Here is a 19,908-nt window from a genome sequence, read left to right as displayed (position 1 = left end):
CGACGTGATCTGCGCCGCGATCGGCGACACGCGGCGTGGCGGGTCGTCAGCAGCAGGACGGCACCCGTAGCGTCGGGGCCAGCACCATTCGTAGCAGCTAGAACTCTGAACTTCAAGCACAGGTTGAGGGTTTTGACCGGAGGCCGGACAGACGTGACCACGAACCACAACTACCTCGCCGTCATCAAGGTGGTCGGTGTCGGCGGCGGCGGTGTCAACGCCGTCAACCGCATGATCGAGCTCGGACTCCGCGGGGTCGAGTTCATCGCCATCAACACCGACGCGCAGGCGCTGCTCCTCAGCGACGCCGACGTCAAGCTCGACGTGGGTCGCGAGATCACCCGCGGTCTCGGAGCCGGCGCCGACCCCGAGGTGGGTCGTCGCGCCGCCGAGGACCACGCCGAGGAGATCGAGGAAGCCCTCGCCGGCGCCGACATGGTGTTCGTCACCGCCGGTGAAGGTGGTGGCACCGGGACGGGTGGCGCCCCGGTCGTCGCACGCATCGCGAAGTCCATCGGCGCCCTGACCATCGGTGTCGTCACGAAGCCCTTCGGGTTCGAGGGCAAGCGCCGGCAGTCGCAGGCCGAGAACGGTGTCGCGAGCCTCAAGGACGAGGTCGACACGCTCATCGTCGTGCCGAACGACCGCCTGCTCGAGATCTCCGACCGCGGCATCTCGATGGTCGAGGCGTTCGCCACGGCCGACCAGGTGCTCCTCGCCGGTGTCCAGGGCATCACGGACCTCATCACGACCCCGGGCCTGATCAACCTCGACTTCGCCGACGTGAAGAGCGTCATGCAGGGTGCCGGTTCGGCGCTCATGGGCATCGGCTCCTCGCGAGGCGCCGACCGTGCGATCAAGGCGGCCGAACTCGCCGTCGCGTCGCCGCTGCTCGAGGCATCGATCGACGGTGCGCACGGTGTCCTGCTGTCGATCCAGGGTGGCTCGAACCTCGGCATCTTCGAGATCAACGACGCGGCCCGCCTCGTGCAGGAGGCCGTGCACCCCGAAGCGAACATCATCTTCGGTGCGGTCATCGACGACACCCTCGGCGACGAGGTGCGCGTCACCGTCATCGCTGCCGGCTTCGACGGTGGCGAGCCGTCGCAGCAGCAGCACCAGGAGCGTCGCTCGAGCTACGTGGACCCGGACGCCGGCGCCACCGTGCCCGTCGCCACCGGTTCGTCCAACCGCATCGAGGACTCCGGCCACTCGACCCCGTCCTGGGCGTCGCAGGAGCACGAGCCGCCGGCGCAGCGCGCCGCCGACCCGGCCTTCGACGACGACGACGAGCTCGACGTCCCCGACTTCCTGAAGTAAGACGACATGACGGACGGCTCCACGAGCCTCCAGGACCGGCTGTCCTCGGTCCGCGACGGCATCGCCGACGCGGCCAGGGCGGCCGGTCGCTCGTCCGACGCCCTGACGCTCGTCGTCGTCACGAAGTACCACCCGGCCGCCCTGGTCCGACAGCTCGCCGCGCTCGGCGTCACCGACGTGGGGGAGAACCGCCACCAGGAGGCGCAGGCGAAGGCCGCGGAACTCGAGGACCTCGGCCTCACCTGGCACTTCGTCGGGCAGCTGCAGTCGAAGAAGGCCCGGCAGGCCCGCCGCTACGCCCACGTCGTGCAGTCCCTCGACCGGGCGAGCGTCGTCGACGCCTTCGCCCCGACCGAGGCCGAGCCGGACCCGCGTGTGCTCGACGGGTTCGTGCAGGTGAACCTGACCGACGACCCCGGCCGAGGCGGTGTCGCACCGTCCGACGTCGACGCCCTGGCCGAGCGGGTCCTCGCCACCGGGACCCTGCGCCTCCGGGGCGTGATGGCGGTCGCGCCGCTCGACGAGGACCCCCGCGCGGCCTTCGCCCGACTCCGTGGGATCTCCGAGCGGGTGCGCCTGCTCGACCCCGCCGCGACGGACATCTCGGCCGGCATGAGCGGCGACTACGCCGAGGCCGTCGCGGAGGGCGCGACACACCTGCGGATCGGGACCGCAATCACCGGGAATCGCCCCGCCGCACCATAGCCTCGTCGCAGGGCATCAACGAGCACGACTCCCGGAGGAACCATGGCCAACCCGCTGAAGAAGACGATGGTCTACCTCGGCCTCGCCGACGAGGAACTCGAGTACGAGGACGAGCAGCAGGCCGCGCCGACGCCGGCGCGCCAGCAGGCCCCGGCAGCGCAGCAGGAGGCCCCGGCCGCCGCGACGCCCGCTGCCGCTCCGGCCGCCGCCGCACCCGCAGCAGCCGCTCCGGCCGCCGCACCCGCGAAGCCCCAGCACACCTCCCAGCGCGGCGCGCAGGTCACCCCGCTCCGCCGCTCGCACACGACCGCACAGAAGGCGACCCCGGTCCAGGAAATGAACGAGATCCTCACCGTCCACCCGCGCGAGTACAAGGACGCCCAGTCCATCGCCGAGAGCTTCCGTGACGGCATCCCCGTCATCATCAACCTCTCGCAGATGACCGAGGGTGACGCCCGCCGGATGATCGACTTCGCCAGCGGCCTGTCGCTCGGGCTCTACGGCAAGATCGAGCGCGTCACGAACAAGGTCTTCCTGCTCTCGCCCGCGCACATCGCAGTGAGCGGTGAGCCTGCTGAGGTAGAGTCCGACATCGAGGCGAACTTCTTCGCCCAGTCCTGAGCCGCCCCCGCGGTACGGGTGCCCGACGGGCATCCGGACGACCGCTCGGCACCCAGGCCCACCCGCCCCGTGACCGGTGCCACCCGGCCCCGGTCACACGAGACGAGCGAGCCGAACCGTGTTCATCTTCACGATCCTCTCCTTACTCCTCACGCTCTACTTCTTCGTGATGTGGGGGCGTTTCATCCTCGACATGGTCCAGGCGTTCAACCGCTCCTGGCGCCCGCAGCGTGCGCTGCTCGTCGTGGCGGAGTTCGTCTACACGGTCACCGACCCGCCGATCAAGGCGGTGCGTCGCGTCCTCCCGCCGCTCCGGCTCGGACCCGTCGCGCTCGACTTCGGCTGGACGATCGTGATGCTCGTCGTGATCATCCTGCGGGTCGTCGTGCAGTCCCTGGCGCTCCGCTTCATCTGATCCCACCGCTGGCCGGGCACCCGGTCGGCACCGCCGCGACACGCGCCACGCGGGCCCCCGACGCGGTTCGGAGCCGCCCTCGGTGTACGGTGGTCGGGATCGATGTCCTGCCCCGGCGGGACATCCGCACCGGGACCCCGGCTGGTACCTTCAGCACGGACGGTCCAGCAGGGCCCCCGGTTCCACACGTTCAGCAGTTCTATTGAGGTGACGGCAATGGCTTTGACGCCGGAAGACGTAGTCAACAAGCGGTTCCAGCCGACCAAGTTCCGCGAGGGCTACGACCAGGACGAGGTCGACGACTTCCTCGACGAGATCGTGGCCGAGCTGCGTCGCCTGAACCAGGAGAACGAGGAGCTGCGTCAGCGCCTCCAGTCGGCCGACTCCGCGCCGTCGCTCGCCAAGGACGACGAGCCCGCGCCGGCCCCGACCCCCGAGCCGGCCCCGGTCGCCGCCGCTCCGGAGCCCGCGCCGGTCGCCGCTGCCGCGCCGGCCACCACGGTGAACCCGGACGAGGACACCGAGGGCACCACGAACCTCCTGACGCTCGCACGTCGTCTCCACGAGGAGCACGTCCGCGAAGGCGTCGAGAAGCGCGACGCGCTGATCGCCGAGGGCCAGGCCCAGGCCGCCCGTCTCGTCTCCGAGGCAGAGGCCAAGCAGCGCCAGGTCCTGGCGGACACCGAGAACCAGAACCGCCAGCGGGTCGCGGTGCTCGACCAGGAGCGCACGCAGCTCGAGGGCAAGATCGACGAGCTCCGCACGTTCGAGCGCGACTACCGTGCGCAGCTCAAGAGCTACATCCAGAGCCAGCTCTCCGAGCTCGACTCGTCTGCCAGCACCGAGCAGTCCGGCTTCGCGCCGGCCCCGGCCTCGGCGCAGGGCTTCGGCAACTGACGTTGGACCGACCCGTCCCACGAGCGAAGGTCAGTGCACGCGCGATCGCGGCACTGGCCTTCGCCGCTGTCGTGGTGGTGACGCTCGACCAGGTCACCAAGGCACTCGTCGTCGCGGAGCTGCCCGAGGGCGTCGTCGTGCCGGTGCTCGGCAACGCGCTGCAGTTCCTGTCGGTCCGGAACCCCGGCGCCGCGTTCTCCTTCGCGGTGAACATGACGTGGGTGTTCTCGCTGATCTCCGCCGCGGTCGTCGTCGTGATCGTCGTCTCCGCACGTCGCATCCGGTCGATGTGGTGGGCGATCGTGCTCGGAATGCTCCTCGGCGGAGCACTCGGCAACCTGTCCGACCGGCTGTTCCGTGAACCCGGCTTCGGGCGCGGACACGTCGTGGACTTCATCTCGACACCGTGGATGATGCCGGCGATCTACAACGTCGCCGACTCGTTCATCTGCGTGAGCATGGTGGTCTTCGTGCTGCTCGTGATCCTCGGGGTGAACCTCGACGGCACACGGGCGGTCTCCGAGAAGCGTCAGCGCGCGACGACCGACGCTGCGGGGTCCGATGCTGCGGTTCCCGCGTCGGGGACGACCAACGACCTGACGGCCACCGACCTGCCGGCCATCGACCTGCCGGCCACCGGTGGGACGGACGCGAGCCGCGCCTCCCGGCCTGCCGCTGACGGTCCGCTCGGCCACGACGCGACGTGAGCGAGCAGCGACAGCTGCCCGTCCCGGACGGGCTCGCCGGTGAGCGTGTCGACGCCGCCATCGCCAAGCTCCTCGGTTTCAGCCGGTCCTTCGCGGCCGACGTCGTCGCCGCCGGCGGGGTGCGCGTCGACGGCGTCGTCGCCGAGAAGTCCGACCGGTTGCACGCCGACGCCTGGCTCGAGGTCGAGTGGACGCCGAAGGAGCCGCCGCGCATCGTGCCGGTGGCGGTCCCCGGCATGACGGTCGTGCACGACGACGAGGACATCGTCGTCGTCGACAAGCCGGTCGGGGTCGCGGCGCACCCGTCGCCCGGCTGGGACGGCCCGACGGTCCCCGGTGGCCTGGCCGCCGCCGGCTTCACCATCGCGACGTCCGGTGCCGCCGAACGGGCCGGCATCGTGCACCGACTCGACGTCGGCACGTCCGGCCTGATGGTCGTCGCGAAGACCGAGCTGGCGTACACCCACCTCAAGCGGGCGTTCAAGGAGCGCACGGTCGAGAAGGTCTACCACGCGCTCGCCCAGGGACACCCGGATCCGACCTCCGGCACGATCGACGCGCCGATCGGACGGCATCCCTCGAACGACTGGAAGTTCGCGGTCACCGCCGACGGCAAGCCGAGTGTCACCCACTACGCGACCCTCGAGGCCTTCCGCTCCGCAACCCTGCTCGAGGTGCACCTGGAGACCGGCCGCACGCACCAGATCCGCGTGCACATGGCGGCCACCCGGCACCCGCTCGTCGGCGACACGACGTACGGGGCCGACCCGGTGCTGGCCGAGGAACTGGGGCTCACACGACAGTGGCTCGACGCGGTCCGGCTCGGCTTCGCGCACCCGCGCACGGGGGACTGGGTCGAGTTCCAGGCCGCGTACCCGGACGACCTGCAGCTGGCGCTCGACCGGATCCGCGCGGCCTGACCGGCGGTGGACGTGCGGTCCTCCGGCGACACGTTCGGGATCGTCGTCGGTCGCGGTTAGGCTGTCCACACCCCACCGCAGACCGTACGAACCGGAGGTTCCGTGTCGGATTCCGACTCCTTCGTCCACCTGCACGTGCACAGCGAGTACTCGATGCTCGACGGTGCCGCCAGGCTCTCCGACCTCGTGGCGGAGACCGCCGCGCAGGGCATGCCGGCCGTGGCGGTGACCGACCACGGCAACATGTTCGGGGCGTACGAGTTCTGGAAGACCGCGAAGGCCGGCGGGGTCAAGCCGATCATCGGGACCGAGGCGTACATCACGCCGCGCACCCACCGCACCGACAAGACCCGTGTGCGCTGGGGTGACGGTGGTGGCGACGACGTGTCCGGCTCCGGCGCGTACACGCACATGACGATGTTCGCCGAGAACACCACCGGCATGCACAACCTGTTCCGGTTGTCGTCGCGTGCGTCGATCGAGGGGTACTACTTCAAGCCCCGCATGGACATCGAGCTCCTGCAGGAGTACCACCAGGGCATCATCGCGACGACCGGCTGCCCCTCGGGGGAGATCCAGACGCGCCTGCGCCTCGGGCAGTACGACGAAGCCGTGCAGGCCGCCGCCGACTACCGGGACATCTTCGGCAAGGAGAACTACTTCGCCGAGGTGATGGACCACGGGCTCGAGATCGAGCGGCGCATCATGAGCGACCTGATCCGGCTCGCGAAGGACCTCGACATCCCGCTGGTCGGCACGAACGACCTGCACTACACGCACGCCCACGACGCCACCTCGCACGCCGCCCTGCTGTGCGTGCAGTCGGGTTCGACGCTGAACGACCCGAACCGCTTCAAGTTCGACGCCGACGAGTTCTACCTGAAGACCCCGGCGCAGATGCGGCACGTGTTCCGCGACAACCTCGACGCCTGCGACAACACGCTGCTCATCGCCGAACGGTGCGACGTCGAGTTCGACACGTCGGCCAACTACATGCCGAAGTTCCCGGTGCCGGAGGGCGAGACCGAGCACTCCTGGTTCGAGAAGGAAGTCGCGAAGGGGCTGGAGTACCGGTACCCGGGCGGCATCTCGAAGGAGGTCCAGGAGCGCGCCGACTACGAGGTCGGCATCATCAACCAGATGGGGTTCCCGGGCTACTTCCTGGTCGTCGCTGACTTCATCAACTGGTCGAAGAACAACGGCATCCGCGTCGGACCCGGCCGTGGCTCCGGTGCCGGCTCGATGGTCGCGTACGCCATGCGCATCACGGACCTCGACCCGATCCGGCACGGTCTGATCTTCGAGCGCTTCCTCAACCCGGACCGCGTCTCGATGCCCGACTTCGACGTCGACTTCGACGACCGGCGCCGCGGTGAGGCGATCAAGTACGTCACCGAGAAGTACGGGTCGGAGCGCGTCGCGCAGATCGTCACGTACGGCACGATCAAGGCCAAGCAGGCGCTGAAGGACTCCTCGCGCGTCCTCGGCTTCCCCTTCGGCATGGGCGAGAAGCTCACCAAGGCGATGCCGCCGCCCGTGATGGGCAAGGACATCCCGCTCACCGGGATCTTCGACAAGGACCACCCGCGGTACAAGGAAGCCGTCGACGTGCGCACCGTCGTCGAGACCGACCCGGAGGCCAAGACGGTCTTCGACACGGCGCTCGGCCTCGAAGGGCTGAAGCGTCAGTGGGGCGTCCACGCGGCCGGCGTCATCATGTCGAGCGACCCGCTGATCGACATCATCCCGATCATGAAGCGGGAGCAGGACGGCCAGATCGTCACGCAGTTCGACTACCCGGCAGCGGAGTCGCTCGGCCTGATCAAGATGGACTTCCTGGGGCTCCGCAACCTCACGATCATCAGTGACGCCCTCGACAACATCAAGACCAACCGCGGCATCGACCTGGACCTCGAGCACATGGGACTCGAGGACCCGGAGGCCTACGCGCTGCTGCAGCGCGGTGACACGCTCGGCGTGTTCCAGCTCGACGGTGGCCCGATGCGCGGGCTCCTGCGCCTGATGAAGCCGGACAACTTCGAGGACATCTCCGCACTCATCGCCCTGTACCGTCCGGGGCCCATGGGTGCGAACTCGCACACCAACTACGCGCTGCGCAAGAACGGCGAGCAGGCGATCACGCCGATCCACCCGCAGCTCGAAGAACCCCTGGCGGAGATCCTCGGCGGCACCTACGGCCTGATCATCTACCAGGAGCAGGTGATGGCGATCGCACAGAAGGTCGCCGGCTTCTCGCTCGGCCAGGCGGACATCCTCCGCCGTGCCATGGGCAAGAAGAAGAAGTCCGAGCTGGACAAGCAGTACGCGGGCTTCCACCAGGGCATGATCGACAACGGCTACGGCGAAGCGGCGATCAAGACGCTGTGGGACATCCTGCTGCCGTTCTCCGACTACGCCTTCAACAAGGCGCACTCCGCCGCGTACGGCGTGGTGTCGTTCTGGACCGCGTACCTCAAGGCGCACTACCCGGCCGAGTACATGGCCGCCCTGCTCACGAGCGTCGGCGATGCCCGCGACAAGCTCGCGCTGTACCTCAACGAGTGCCGTCGGATGGGCATCAAGGTCATGCCGCCGGACGTCAACGAGTCCATCGGCTTCTTCGCCGCCGTCGGCGACGACATCCGCTTCGGCATGGGTGCGATCCGGAACGTCGGCTTCAACGTCGTCGACGACATCGTCGCGGCCCGCAAGGAGAAGGGCGCGTTCGAGTCGTTCCACGACTTCCTGCGCAAGATCCCGATCTCGTCGGCGAACAAGCGCACCGTCGAGTCGCTCATCAAGGCCGGTGCCTTCGACGAGTTCGGCGACAGCCGGCGCGCACTCGTGGAGATCCACGAGGGCGCGGTCGAGGCCGCCGTGAAGGTCAAGCGCGACGAGGCCCACGGCAACGTCGGCTTTGACTTCGACTCGCTGTTCGCCGAGGTCGCCGAGGAACACCCCGCGTCCCTCACGGTGTCGCAGGTGCCGGAACGGCCGGAGTGGTCCAAGCGCGACAAGCTGGCCTTCGAGCGCGACATGCTCGGGCTCTACGTCTCCGACCACCCGCTCGCCGGGCTCGAGATCGAACTCGCCAAGCACCAGTCGATCACCATCGCGGACCTGCTCGTCGCGGACGACTCGATCGAGGGCGAGACCGTGACGGTCGCCGGCCTGCTGACGAGCGTGCAGCACCGCGTGGCGAAGACGAGCGGCAACCCGTACGGCATCGTCGACGTCGAGGACTTCGGCGGCCAGATCGGCGTGATGTTCCTGGGCAAGACCTACCAGGAGTTCGGCCCGTCACTGGTGCCGGACTCGATCGTCGTCCTGCGCGGTCGGGTCAACGTCCGCGACGACGGCAAGGCGCTGCACGCGGTGAGCATGTTCCAGCCGAACGTCGGCGACGCGATGGGGTCGGGGCCGCTCACGCTGTCCCTGCCCGAGCGGCAGGCGACGACGCAGACGGTGACGGAACTGGCGGCGGTGCTCGGGCGACACCAGGGCGACACCGAGGTCCGGTTGAAGCTCCTCAAGGACGACGTGGCCCGCACGTTCGAACTGCCGTTCCCGGTCAACCTGACCCCGGACCTGTTCGGTGAGCTGAAGAGCCTGCTCGGGCCGCGCTGCCTGGTGTAGCGGGGTCCGGTCCGGTCAGCGGTCGTCGCTACGCTGGAGGCCTCATGATGCAGCGAATCGACCTCCGTGGCGGGCTCCCGGGCCGTGCCGAACTCCTCCGACTGATGCCGCGTGCCGCGGGCGACGTCGGGCATGCGGTGGACGCCGCTCGCGTGCTCGTGGACGACGTCCGTGACCGCGGTGCCGCGGCGCTCCGCGAGCAGGCGGAACGGTTCGACGGGGGCGCGCCGGAGCACGTGCGGGTGCCCGCCGCCGAGATCGACGCAGCGGTCGCCGGACTCACGCCCGAGCTCCGTGCCGCCCTCGACGAGGCGATCCGTCGCGTCCGTGCCGCGAGCGCCGCGCAGGTGCCGTCGCCGTCGGTGACCACGCTCGCCGACGGCGCCGAGGTCCACCAGCGCTGGCAGCCGATGCGCCGCGTCGGGCTCTACGTGCCGGGCGGCAAGGCCGTCTACCCCTCCAGCGTCGTCATGAACGTCGTCCCCGCGCAGGTCGCGGGCGTCGGGTCGATCGCGCTCGTCTCCCCGCCGCAGCGCGACCACGGCGGTGCGGTGCACCCGACGATCCTCGCCGCGGCCGGACTCCTCGGCGTGCAGGAGGTCTACGCGATGGGCGGTGCCGGTGCGGTGGGGGCACTGGCCCACGGCGTGCCGGAGATCGGTCTCGAGCCCGTCGACCTGGTGACCGGTCCGGGCAACAACTACGTCGCCGCCGCCAAGCGCCTGGTCCGCGGCATCGTGGGCATCGACTCCGAGGCCGGCGCCTCCGAGATCCTCGTGATCGCGGACGACACTGCCGACGCGGGCAACGTCGCGGCGGACCTCATCAGCCAGGCCGAGCACGACGAGCAGGCCGGCAGCGTGCTCGTCACGACGTCGGCCGCGTTCGCCGACGCGGTGGAAGCCGCCATCCCGGAACGCACGGCGGTGCTCGGCACGGCTGCGCGCCTCCAGGCCGCCCTGGACGGACCGCAGTCGGCGATCGTCCTGGTGGACTCGCTGACCGACGCCGCGACGGTCAGCAACGCCTACGGGCCGGAGCACCTCGAGATCCAGACCGCCGACGACGACGCGGTGCTCGCCGACATCGACGCCGCCGGTGCGGTGTTCGTCGGACCGAGCACGCCGGTGAGCCTCGGCGACTACCTGGCAGGCTCGAACCACGTCCTGCCGACCGGTGGGCAGGCGCGCTTCGGGTCCGGCCTGTCCGCATCGACCTTCCTGCGTCCGCAGCAGGTGATCCGGTACACCGCGGCCGCCCTGGCCGCGGTCGCGCCGCACATCGTCGCGCTGTCGACCGAAGAGCAGCTGCCGGCGCACGGCGCGGCCGTGTCCGAGCGCACGAACCGCTAGCCTGAGGGCGCCATGTTCTGCCCCTTCTGCCGCCACCCGGACTCCCGTGTCGTCGACTCCCGGACGAGCGACGACGGAACCTCCATCCGCCGACGTCGTCAGTGCCCGAACTGCGGACGGCGGTTCTCGACCACCGAGACCGCCTCGCTCAACGTGGTGAAGCGCAACGGCGTCCTCGAACCCTTCAGTCGCGAGAAGATCATCTCCGGCGTGCGGAAGGCGTGCCAGGGCCGACCGGTCACGGACTCCGACCTCGCGGTGCTCGCGCAGCGGGTCGAGGAGATCGTCCGGTCGTCCGGCGCGAGCCAGATCGAGGCGAACGACATCGGGCTGGCGATCCTCAGCCCGCTCCGCGAGCTCGACGAGGTCGCCTACCTGCGGTACGCCAGCGTCTACCAGGCGTTCGACTCGCTCGAGGACTTCGAGGACGCGATCGGCCAGCTCCGCATCGACCACCACAGCGCGTCCGGTTCCGACCGGCCCGCGGACGGCGCCGGAGCGTGAGCGGCGTCGAGTCCCTGGTGCGCGCCGGGTACGGGGTCGTCTTCCGGAACGTCTTCGCGAAGATGGACCCGGAACGGGCCCACCACCTGGCCTTCAGCGTGATCCGGCTGCTGCCGCACGTGCCCTTCCTCGGTCGGGCCGTCGAGCGCTCCGCCCGGCCGTCGGCCGAGGACGGCATCACCACGATGGGGATCCACTTCCCGTCCCGGTTCGGCCTGGCTGCCGGGTTCGACAAGGACGCCCGCGCCATCGCCGGGCTCGGCGTCCTCGGCTTCGGCCACGTCGAGGTCGGCACCATCACGGCACGAGCACAGCCGGGCAACGAGCGACCCCGACTCTTCCGCCTCATCGCGGACCGTGCACTGATCAACCGGATGGGCTTCAACAACCACGGTGCCGTCAAGGCCGCCGGCCGCCTGGAGCGCGCGCGCCGCAACCCGGGGCGCCCGGTCATCGGCGTCAACATCGGCAAGAGCCGTGTCGTGTCCGTCGAGGACGCGGTGGAGGACTACCTCGAGTCCACGCGGCTGCTCGCGCCGTTCGCCGACTACCTGGCGGTCAACGTCAGCTCACCGAACACGCCCGGCCTGCGCGGCCTGCAGGAGCTCGACCAGCTCCGTCCGCTGCTCTCCGCGGTGCACGACGCCGCCGGCCGCACCCCGGTCCTGGTGAAGATCGCGCCGGACCTCACCGACGAGCAGATCGACGCCATCGCCGGTCTCGCGGTGGAGCTCGGCCTCTCCGGCGTCATCGCGACCAACACGACGATCGAGCGCACCGGGCTCACGACACCCGACGACGACGTCCGGGCCATGGGTGCCGGTGGACTCTCCGGTGCACCGCTCGGGGAGCGCTCGCTCGAGGTCCTGCGTCGGGTCCGCGCCGCGGTGCCGGCCGGGTTCTGCGTCATCGCGGTCGGTGGCGTCACGTCCGAGGCTGACGTCCAGGCCCGGATCGCCGCCGGTGCGACGCTCGTGCAGGGCTACACCGCGTTCCTCTACGAGGGGCCGACCTGGGCGATGCGCATCAACCGACTCCGCCGGAAGCGCCTGCGGCGACGCTGAGGCCGCGCCTGGCAAGTGGCCGCGTGGCGGCGCGTCGCGCTGGTCGCCCCACGACGAAGCGCCGCCGACCCGGAGGTCGACGGCGCTTCGGCTCCCGAGCGGAGCGAGGTCAGAGGGTCGGGTACTGCCCGCGCTTGACCTGCGGCTTCGGCAGGCGGAGGAAGCGCAGCTGCCACGCTCGCGTGAGGATGTAGAGGAAGTTCCCGCGCTGGAACTCCTGCCCGGCAGCGGTCAACTTCCGGCGCAGTGCGAACCAGAGGACGGCGCAGTCGAGGACGAACAACAGCACGAACGCCCAGACGAAGAGCAGCGAGTACGAGGCGGCGGCGGTCTTCGCGGCGAGGAAGCCGACGAGCAGGAACAGGATGAGCACCGGCATCATCACTTCGCCGACGTTCCAGCGGGCGTCGATGGTGTTGCGGATGAACCGACGCTGCTCGCCGCGGTCCTTCGCCGGCAGGTAGCGCTCTTCACCGTTCGCCATGCCGACACGTGCGCGCTCACGGTCACCGTTGAGACGGGTCCGCGCGGCCTTCTTGTCAGCCGGGGTGTTGCCGACGATCGGACGCTTGTTGGCGGCTTCGCGTTCGCGGCGGGACGGCGTGGGGCGACCCTTGCCGTGCGCGACGAGTTCGTCGTCGGCCGGGTTCACGGTCACGTTGGTCTTGGGGGTTGCCTTCGCCACGGTCGTTCCTAACGGCGCTCTGCGTGCTGGACGTCCTCTAGATTACCGGCCATGACCGACACCGAGAAGCACAGCTCCGCAGCGGGGCCCCAGGCGCCCGCGACCGACCCCGCCCTGCTGGAGGCGCTGCGTGAGCACGTGCACGGCGCGCTGCCCGCCACGATCGCCGACCTGTCCGCGCTCGTGCGCATCCCGTCGGTGTCCTGGTCGGCGTTCGACCCGGCGCACGTGCGGCGGAACGCGGAGGCCGTGGCCGAGCTGGTGCGCTCGACCGAGGTGTTCGACGAGGTCCGGATCCTGCGGTCCGCGGTGGCGGGTGACACGCCCGCCGACGCCGACACGGTCGCTCCAGGGGAGGAGACCGTCGAGCTCGGGCAGCCGGCGGTCCTGGCGGTGCGTCCGGCACGGAACGGGAAGCCGACCGTGATGCTCTACGCCCACCACGACGTGCAGCCCCAGGGCGACGACGCGCTGTGGGAGACCCCGCCGTTCGAGCCGACCCTCCGCGGTGACCGCCTCTACGGCCGCGGCGCCTCGGACGACAAGGCCGGCGTGATGACCCACGTCGCCGCGCTCCGGGCCGTGCACGACCGGTTCGGCGACGACCTGGACGTCGGGATCGTGCTGTTCATCGAGGGGGAGGAGGAGTTCGGCTCCCGCTCGTTCCGGACCTTCCTGCGCGAGCAGCGGGAGCACCTGGCGGCGGACGTCATCGTGGTCGCGGACAGCGACAACTGGTCCACCGAGGTCCCGGCCATCACCGTGTCGCTCCGTGGGAACACCACGTTCAAGCTCACCGTCACGACGCTCGAACACGCCAGCCACAGCGGCATGTACGGCGGCGCGGCGCCCGACGCGATGATGCCGATGGTGCGCCTGCTGGCCTCGCTGCACGACGACGACGGCGCGGTCGCCGTGTCCGGGCTGACGGCCCACGACGCCCCGGTGCCCGAGCGGTCCGAGGCGGACTTCGCCACCGAGGCCGCCCTGGTCGAGGGTGCCCGACCGGTCGGCAGTGGTCCGGTCCTGTCGCGGATGTGGTTCCAGCCGTCGATCACGGTGACCGGCCTCGACGTCCCGAGCGTCGCGAACGCCTCGAACACGCTGATCCCCACCGTCGCCGCCCGTGTGTCGGTCCGAGTGGCTCCGGGGCAGGCCGCGACGGAGGCCTTCGCCGCCGTGGAGGCCCACCTGCGCCAGCACGTCCCCTTCGGCGCCCGGATGGAGATCACCGAGGTCGACGCCGGCGACGGCTTCCTGGTCGACGCGACCGGGTGGGCCGTCCAGGAGGCGCGCACCGCGATGTCCGAGGGTTGGGGCGCCGACGCCGTGGAGCAGGGCATCGGTGGGTCGATCCCGTTCGTCTCCGACCTGGCCGCCGAGTTCCCGGAGGCCCAGATCCTGGTCACCGGTGTCGAGGACCCCGACACGCGGGCGCACAGCCCGAACGAGTCCCAGCACCTCGGCGTCCTGCACCGCGCGATCCTCTCGGAGGCGATCCTCCTGGCGCGTTTGCAGGGTCGGGCGTCCCTCGGTCGTCACGGTTCGTCCTCCACAGGTCCTGGACGGGGCCCCCGCTCGTCGGTGCACGTGCTTAGAATCGACGCGACGGCCGGTGAACGACACCGCCAGCAAGGGAGACGCCGATGAGCGACACCATCACGACCGAAGCAGCGACCGACGCCAAGTCGCACGGTGTGCTGCTGAGCGACGCGGCCTCGTCGAAGGTCGCCAGCCTGCTCGAGCAGGAAGGGCGCGACGACCTGCGTCTCCGCCTGGCCGTCCAGCCCGGCGGGTGCTCGGGTCTCATCTACCAGCTCTACTTCGACGAGCGACTCCTCGACGGTGACGCCACGGCCGAGTTCGACGGCGTCGAGGTGGTCGTCGACAAGATGAGCGTCCCGTACCTCGACGGCGCCACGATCGACTTCGAAGACACGATCCAGAAGCAGGGCTTCACGATCGACAACCCGAACGCGCAGGGCTCCTGCGCGTGTGGCGACAGCTTCCACTGATCGTCCGACGGACCGCCCGCCGGTCCTCCGCCTGCGCGGGGGAGCGGCGACACGCGAACGGGGAGTGACCGACATGGTCGCTCCCCGTTCGCGTTCCTGCATCTGCACCGTGACACAGGTTGTCGGCGGCGCAGATGACCAGGGGAAACCGCCGCTCGCAGTGCCGTTTCCGTCCACAACGCGTGTCGGTTGTGCGCTCGGTGTCGATGGCTGCGAGTAGGCTAGGAGTGTTCCAACCAAGCTGGGAGTCACCCACGCGTCAGCCCTGCGGCTGACCTCGGTGCTCGTCGACGGGGTCACCGTCGGCGCCGGTCGCACGACGACCGGTTCCCGGGCCACGTCTTTCCGAGAGGTAACAGTGCGTTCGAATCGCCGTATACGTTGGGCGGCCGTGCCGGTGGCCGTCGGTCTGGTCATCGCACTGGCTGGCTGCACGCAGCAGCAGATGAACGGATGGCTCCCGGGCACGGAGCAGACGAAGGACGTCACCAACCACACGAGCCGCATCGTCGGCCTGTGGACGACGAGCTGGATCGTGCTGCTCGCAGTCGGTCTCATCGTCTGGGGTCTGATCATCTGGGCCGCGATCGTCTACCGCCGCCGGAAGGGCCAGACCGGCCTGCCCGTGCAGATGCGGTACAACATGCCGCTCGAGATCTTCTACACGATCGTGCCGCTGATCCTCGTCCTCGGCTTCTTCGCTTTCACCGCGAAGGACCAGGAAGCGATCGAGAAGCCGTTCGCACAGCCCGATGCCACCGTGCACGTCTACGGCAAGCGCTGGGGCTGGGACTTCAACTACATCGACCAGAAGAACCCGAAGGAAAGCGTCTACTACCAGGGCATCCAGGCCCAGGAAGAAGAGAACGGTGGCGGCGCCATCGACGAGTCGCTCCTCCCGACGCTGTACCTGCCGGTCGGCAAGAAGGTCGAGATCGAGCTCAGCTCGCGCGACGTCAACCACTCCTTCTGGGTCATCGACTTCCTCTACAAGAAGGACATGCTCCCGGGGCGGACGAACTACGAGTACTTCATCCCGGAGAAGGTCGGCACGTACCAGGGCAAGTGCGCCGAGCTCTGCGGTGAGTACCACTCCCTCATGCTCTTCCAGGTGAAGGTCGTGTCGCAGGCGGACTACGACGACTACCTCGCGTCCCTCAAGGACCAGGGCAAGGTCGGTCTGCTCGGCAACGAGTACGACACCAACACGAACCAGCCGAACAACGAGGCGCCTGCCGAGGCGTCCAGCGAGAAGAAGTAAGGGCGCGTCTCAATGACAACGTCATTCGTCGGCCAGGCGACCACCAGGCCTTCGACGCCGGACTTCCAGGCGTCGAGGGTCGGTCGCAAGGGCAACATCATCGTTCGGTGGGCGACGTCCACCGACCACAAGACGATCGGGTACATGTACCTGATCACCTCGTTCCTCTACTTCCTGCTCGCCGGCATCATGGCGCTCGTCATCCGCGCGCAGCTGTTCGAGCCGGGCCTCCAGGTCGTCGCGACCAAGGAGCAGTACAACCAGCTCTTCACGATGCACGGCACGATCATGCTGCTGATGTTCGCGACGCCGCTCTTCTCGGGCTTCGCGAACGCGATCATGCCGCTCCAGATCGGTGCGCCGGACGTGGCGTTCCCGCGTCTCAACGGCCTGGCCTTCTGGATGTACTTCTTCGGCAGCGCGATCGCCGTCGGCGGCTTCCTCACCCCGCAGGGTGCGGCATCGTTCGGGTGGTTCGCCTACGCGCCACTGAGTGACACGACGTTCACACCAGGGCTCGGCGGCACGTTGTGGGTCTTCGGGCTCGGCATGACGGGCTTCTCGACGATCCTCGGTGCGGTCAACTTCATCACCACGATCATCACGATGCGTGCCCCGGGCATGACGATGTTCCGCATGTCGATCTTCACGTGGAACGTGCTCGTCACGAGCCTCCTCGTGCTGATGGCCTTCCCGGTCCTCGCCGCCGCACTGTTCGGCCTCGGTCTCGACCGGGTGTTCGACGCCCAGATCTTCAACCCGGCCAACGGCGGTGCCCTGCTCTGGCAGCACCTCTTCTGGTTCTTCGGGCACCCCGAGGTCTACATCATCGCGCTGCCGTTCTTCGGCATCGTGTCCGAGGTCTTCCCGGTGTTCAGCCGCAAGCCGATCTTCGGTTACAAGACCCTCGTCTACGCGACCATCACCATCGCGGCCCTCTCGGTCACGGTGTGGGCGCACCACATGTACGTCACCGGTGGCGTCCTCCTGCCCTGGTTCTCGCTGATGACGATGCTCATCGCGGTCCCGACCGGCGTGAAGATCTTCAACTGGGTCGGCACCATGTGGCGCGGTTCGGTCACCTTCGAGACCCCGATCCTCTGGGCCATCGGCTTCCTCGTGACCTTCACCTTCGGTGGTCTCACCGGCGTGATCCTGGCGTCGCCGCCGCTCGACTTCCACGTGTCGGACACGTACTTCGTCGTCGCGCACTTCCACTACGTGGTCTTCGGCACCGTCGTGTTCGCGATGTTCTCGGGCTTCTACTTCTGGTGGCCCAAGTTCACCGGCAAGATGCTCAACGAGCGTCTCGGTAAGATCCACTTCTGGCTGCTGTTCGTCGGGTTCCACACGACGTTCCTCATCCAGCACTGGCTCGGCGTCGTGGGCATGCCCCGCCGGTACGCGACCTACCTGCCGAACGACGGCTTCACCTGGATGAACCAGGTGTCGACGATCGGCTCGATGATCCTCGGCATCTCGTTCCTGCCGTTCATCTTCAACGTCTACGTCACGGCGCGGAACGCTCCGAAGGTGGCCGTCAACGACCCGTGGGGCTACGGCCGATCGCTCGAGTGGGCGACCTCCTGCCCGCCGCCGCGGCACAACTTCACCTCGATCCCGCGGATCCGTTCCGAGTCCCCGGCCTTCGACCTGAACCACCCCGAGGCCGGCGTGCCGGTCGGTGTGGGCCCGGCGAAGGACGCACCTGACGCTCCGACCTACGACGCCGCGAAGGGCGAGGTGAAGTAGCCGCCATGCGCGCCAACACCAACCTGTTCTGGATCCTGTTCGGCTTCTTCGTGCTCGCGGACGCCGCGTACACGATCTGGTCGATGATCTACTACGGCTCGGTCGAGTGGGTCGGTACCCTGTCGATCGGCCTGACCGGCATCATGTCCGCCTTCATCGCCTTCTACCTGGGCCGCGTCATGTCGGCACAGGGTGGGGTGCTGCCGGAGGACCGCCAGGACGCCAACATCGAGGACGGCGACGCCGAGCTCGGGCACTTCAGCCCGTGGTCCTGGTGGCCGCTGTTCCTCGCCGCGGCGATCGCGCTCGTGTTCCTCGGGGTCGCAGCTGGCCTCTGGATCGTGCCGATCGGCCTCGTGCTCGTCGCGATCACGCTCGTGGGCTGGGTCTACGAGTACTACCGCGGCAACTTCGGGCACTGACCCACGCCACACACGCTTCGGGCGGCACCATCTCGGTGCCGCCCGAACTGCGTCCGGGGCAGGCGAGACGCCGCCACCGGGCGCGTGCATCGAACAACATCTGGAACGGTCCGGGAATCTCCCGGGCACGATGGACCTTGGCTCCTGAGGACCGCATGACCGCGGCCGCAGGTCCTGCGGACCGTCCACAAGCGAAAGGAGTCACCTCCGGTGACTGACAAGCGCACGCTCATCATCTTCGGCGCGACCGGCGACCTCGCCTCCCGCCTCCTCCTGCCGGGCCTCGGTACCTTCCTGCAGAGCGGCCGCTCCGTCCCGGTCCAGCTCATCGGCACGGGCCGCAGCGCCCGCAGCGAGGACCAGTGGAAGGACGTCGTCACGAAGTCGTTCGCGTCGCAGGACGTGTCCGGCCCGGAGGTCGACGCGACCATCGAGTCGACGAAGTTCATCCAGGGCGACCCGACCGACCCGGAGCACCTCAAGGCCCTGCTCGACGCCGCCGAGGCCGAGCCGATCCTGTACTTCGCGCTGCCGCCGCAGATCGCGTCCGACATCTGCGAGGCCCTGCAGCACGTCGAGCTCCCCGAGGGCACGACCCTGGCGTTCGAGAAGCCCTTCGGCACCGACGTCGCGAGCGCCGAGGCGCTCAACAAGACCGTCCTCGAGCTCGTCCCCGAGGAGCGCGTGCACCGCACCGACCACTTCCTCGGTCGCACCACGGTCCTCAACATCATCGGTCTCCGCTTCGCGAACCGCCTGTTCGAGCCGATCTGGAACGCGGAGAACATCGAGAAGGTAGACGTCTTCTACGACGAGACCCTGGGCCTCGAGAACCGCGCCCAGTACTACGACGAGGCCGGCGCCCTGGTCGACATGATCCAGTCGCACCTGCTGCAGATCCTCGCCCTCGTCACGATGGACGCCCCGGCAGCCATCGACTCCGTCGAGTTCCGCTCCTCGCTCGCCCGCGTCCTGCGGTCCACGCGGCTCAAGGGCGACGACGCGACCATCGCCTCCCGCCGCGCGGTCTACACGGCCGGCACGATCGACGGCAAGGACCTGCCGTCGTACCAGCAGGAGGACGGGGTCGACCCGTCGCGCGAGACCGAGACCCTCGCCGAGATCGAGGTCGAGGTCGACACCGCCCGCTGGGCCGGCGTCCCCTTCACCCTCCGCTCCGGCAAGGCGCTCGGCGCCAGCCGCAAGGAGGTCCTCATCACCTTCAAGCCCGTGACGCGCCTGCCCTCCGGCCTGACCGGTCGTCCGAAGGCGGACACGCTGCGCATCGTCCTCAACCCGGACGAGATCGAGCTGTCGGTCTCGGCCAACGGCGGCGGCAACCCGTTCGAGATGGGCCAGGTCACCCTGTCGTCCACCTTCGACGACGGTGAGCTCACCCCGTACGGCGAGGTGCTCAACGGCATCTTCCACGACGACCCGCTGCTCTCCATCCGCGGCGACGTCGCGGAGCGCTGCTGGGAGATCGTCGAGCCGGTCGTGAACGCCTGGAAGTCCGGCGAGGTCCCGCTCGAGGAGTACCGCGCTGGTTCGCGCGGCCCGGCCGAGTGGGTCAGCTCGTCCTGACCGACGCGACCACCGCATGACGGGAGGCCCGGTACCAGCTGGTACCGG

At 69.2% G+C, this 19,908-nt stretch carries 18 protein-coding genes; 17 read left to right on the top strand and 1 reads right to left on the bottom strand.

The annotated features are described in order from the left end of the window. Window positions 1–153: 153 nt before the first annotated feature. From ftsZ to E9228_RS03690, 11 genes are all read left to right on the top strand, one after another. Window positions 154–1,320, top strand: coding sequence for a cell division protein FtsZ (ftsZ, locus tag E9228_RS03740; protein ID WP_111053061.1), 1,167 nt, complete (start codon window positions 154–156; stop codon window positions 1,318–1,320). A gap of 6 nt (window positions 1,321–1,326) precedes the next feature. Then, the gene (locus tag E9228_RS03735) at window positions 1,327–2,025 is read left to right on the top strand and encodes a YggS family pyridoxal phosphate-dependent enzyme (RefSeq protein WP_166779210.1); all 699 of its coding nucleotides are present in this window, start codon (window positions 1,327–1,329) and stop codon (window positions 2,023–2,025) included. Window positions 2,026–2,067: 42 nt separating this feature from the next. Continuing rightward, window positions 2,068–2,646 (top strand): cell division protein SepF, encoded by a 579-nt coding sequence (locus E9228_RS03730; protein ID WP_166779209.1) that lies wholly within the window; start codon window positions 2,068–2,070, stop codon window positions 2,644–2,646. 118 nt (window positions 2,647–2,764) lie between these two features. Then, complete coding sequence (locus tag E9228_RS03725) at window positions 2,765–3,061, top strand: YggT family protein (RefSeq protein ID WP_341849753.1); 297 nt, start codon at window positions 2,765–2,767, stop codon at window positions 3,059–3,061. A 216-nt stretch (window positions 3,062–3,277) separates the two neighbouring features. Then, window positions 3,278–3,958 carry a DivIVA domain-containing protein gene (locus E9228_RS03720; protein WP_166779208.1) on the top strand — a complete coding sequence of 227 codons (681 nt, stop codon included), beginning with the start codon at window positions 3,278–3,280 and terminating at the stop codon, window positions 3,956–3,958. A gap of 2 nt (window positions 3,959–3,960) precedes the next feature. Further along, a complete protein-coding gene (gene lspA, locus E9228_RS03715) occupies window positions 3,961–4,665 on the top strand; it encodes a signal peptidase II (RefSeq protein ID WP_252727539.1) in 705 nt (234 codons plus the stop codon). After that, complete coding sequence (locus E9228_RS03710) at window positions 4,662–5,585, top strand: RluA family pseudouridine synthase (RefSeq protein ID WP_166779207.1); 924 nt, start codon at window positions 4,662–4,664, stop codon at window positions 5,583–5,585. The genes lspA and E9228_RS03710 overlap by 4 nt, the downstream gene beginning before the upstream one ends. Before the next feature lie 153 nt (window positions 5,586–5,738). Next, a complete protein-coding gene (gene dnaE, locus E9228_RS03705; RefSeq protein ID WP_208385579.1) occupies window positions 5,739–9,221 on the top strand; it encodes a DNA polymerase III subunit alpha in 3,483 nt (1,160 codons plus the stop codon). Between the two features lie 44 nt (window positions 9,222–9,265). Next, entirely contained in the window at window positions 9,266–10,573 is a 1,308-nt protein-coding gene (gene hisD / locus E9228_RS03700; protein WP_166779205.1) for a histidinol dehydrogenase, read from the top strand. Between the two features lie 12 nt (window positions 10,574–10,585). Next, entirely contained in the window at window positions 10,586–11,077 is a 492-nt protein-coding gene (nrdR, locus tag E9228_RS03695) for a transcriptional regulator NrdR (protein WP_166779204.1), read from the top strand. Next, a complete protein-coding gene (locus tag E9228_RS03690) occupies window positions 11,074–12,141 on the top strand; it encodes a quinone-dependent dihydroorotate dehydrogenase (RefSeq protein WP_166779203.1) in 1,068 nt (355 codons plus the stop codon). The genes nrdR and E9228_RS03690 overlap by 4 nt, the downstream gene beginning before the upstream one ends. Before the next feature lie 109 nt (window positions 12,142–12,250). Here E9228_RS03690 and E9228_RS03685 read toward each other — a convergent pair whose 3' ends face one another. After that, window positions 12,251–12,826 (bottom strand): DUF3043 domain-containing protein, encoded by a 576-nt coding sequence (locus E9228_RS03685; protein WP_341849752.1) that lies wholly within the window; start codon window positions 12,824–12,826, stop codon window positions 12,251–12,253. A 51-nt stretch (window positions 12,827–12,877) separates the two neighbouring features. On the opposite strand from E9228_RS03685, the gene E9228_RS03680 reads away from it, so the two are divergent. The 6 genes from E9228_RS03680 to E9228_RS03655 all read left to right on the top strand — a co-directional run bounded on the left by E9228_RS03680 (window position 12,878) and on the right by E9228_RS03655 (window position 19,860). Beyond that, window positions 12,878–14,476, top strand: a complete 1,599-nt coding sequence (locus tag E9228_RS03680) for a dipeptidase (RefSeq protein ID WP_166779202.1) — start codon at window positions 12,878–12,880, stop codon at window positions 14,474–14,476. After that, a complete protein-coding gene (locus tag E9228_RS03675; RefSeq protein WP_166779201.1) occupies window positions 14,473–14,841 on the top strand; it encodes a HesB/IscA family protein in 369 nt (122 codons plus the stop codon). Before E9228_RS03680 ends, E9228_RS03675 begins: the two co-directional genes overlap by 4 nt. Window positions 14,842–15,199: 358 nt before the next feature. Next, on the top strand, window positions 15,200–16,102 hold the full coding sequence (gene ctaC / locus E9228_RS03670) for an aa3-type cytochrome oxidase subunit II (RefSeq protein ID WP_166779200.1): 903 nt from the start codon (window positions 15,200–15,202) through the stop codon (window positions 16,100–16,102). 12 nt (window positions 16,103–16,114) lie between these two features. Beyond that, window positions 16,115–17,854, top strand: a complete 1,740-nt coding sequence (gene ctaD / locus E9228_RS03665) for an aa3-type cytochrome oxidase subunit I (protein ID WP_181432887.1) — start codon at window positions 16,115–16,117, stop codon at window positions 17,852–17,854. 5 nt (window positions 17,855–17,859) lie between these two features. Beyond that, window positions 17,860–18,276 (top strand): cytochrome c oxidase subunit 4, encoded by a 417-nt coding sequence (locus tag E9228_RS03660; protein WP_166779199.1) that lies wholly within the window; start codon window positions 17,860–17,862, stop codon window positions 18,274–18,276. A 210-nt stretch (window positions 18,277–18,486) separates the two neighbouring features. Continuing rightward, on the top strand, window positions 18,487–19,860 hold the full coding sequence (locus E9228_RS03655) for a glucose-6-phosphate dehydrogenase (protein ID WP_166779198.1): 1,374 nt from the start codon (window positions 18,487–18,489) through the stop codon (window positions 19,858–19,860). Window positions 19,861–19,908: the final 48 nt, after the last annotated feature.

The sequence above is a fragment of the Curtobacterium salicis genome, assembly GCF_011759505.1.
Classification (GTDB): Bacteria; Actinomycetota; Actinomycetes; order Actinomycetales; family Microbacteriaceae; genus Curtobacterium; species Curtobacterium salicis.
Note: the sequence above shows the minus strand (reverse complement) of the source record. Positions and strands in the feature narration are given on the sequence as shown.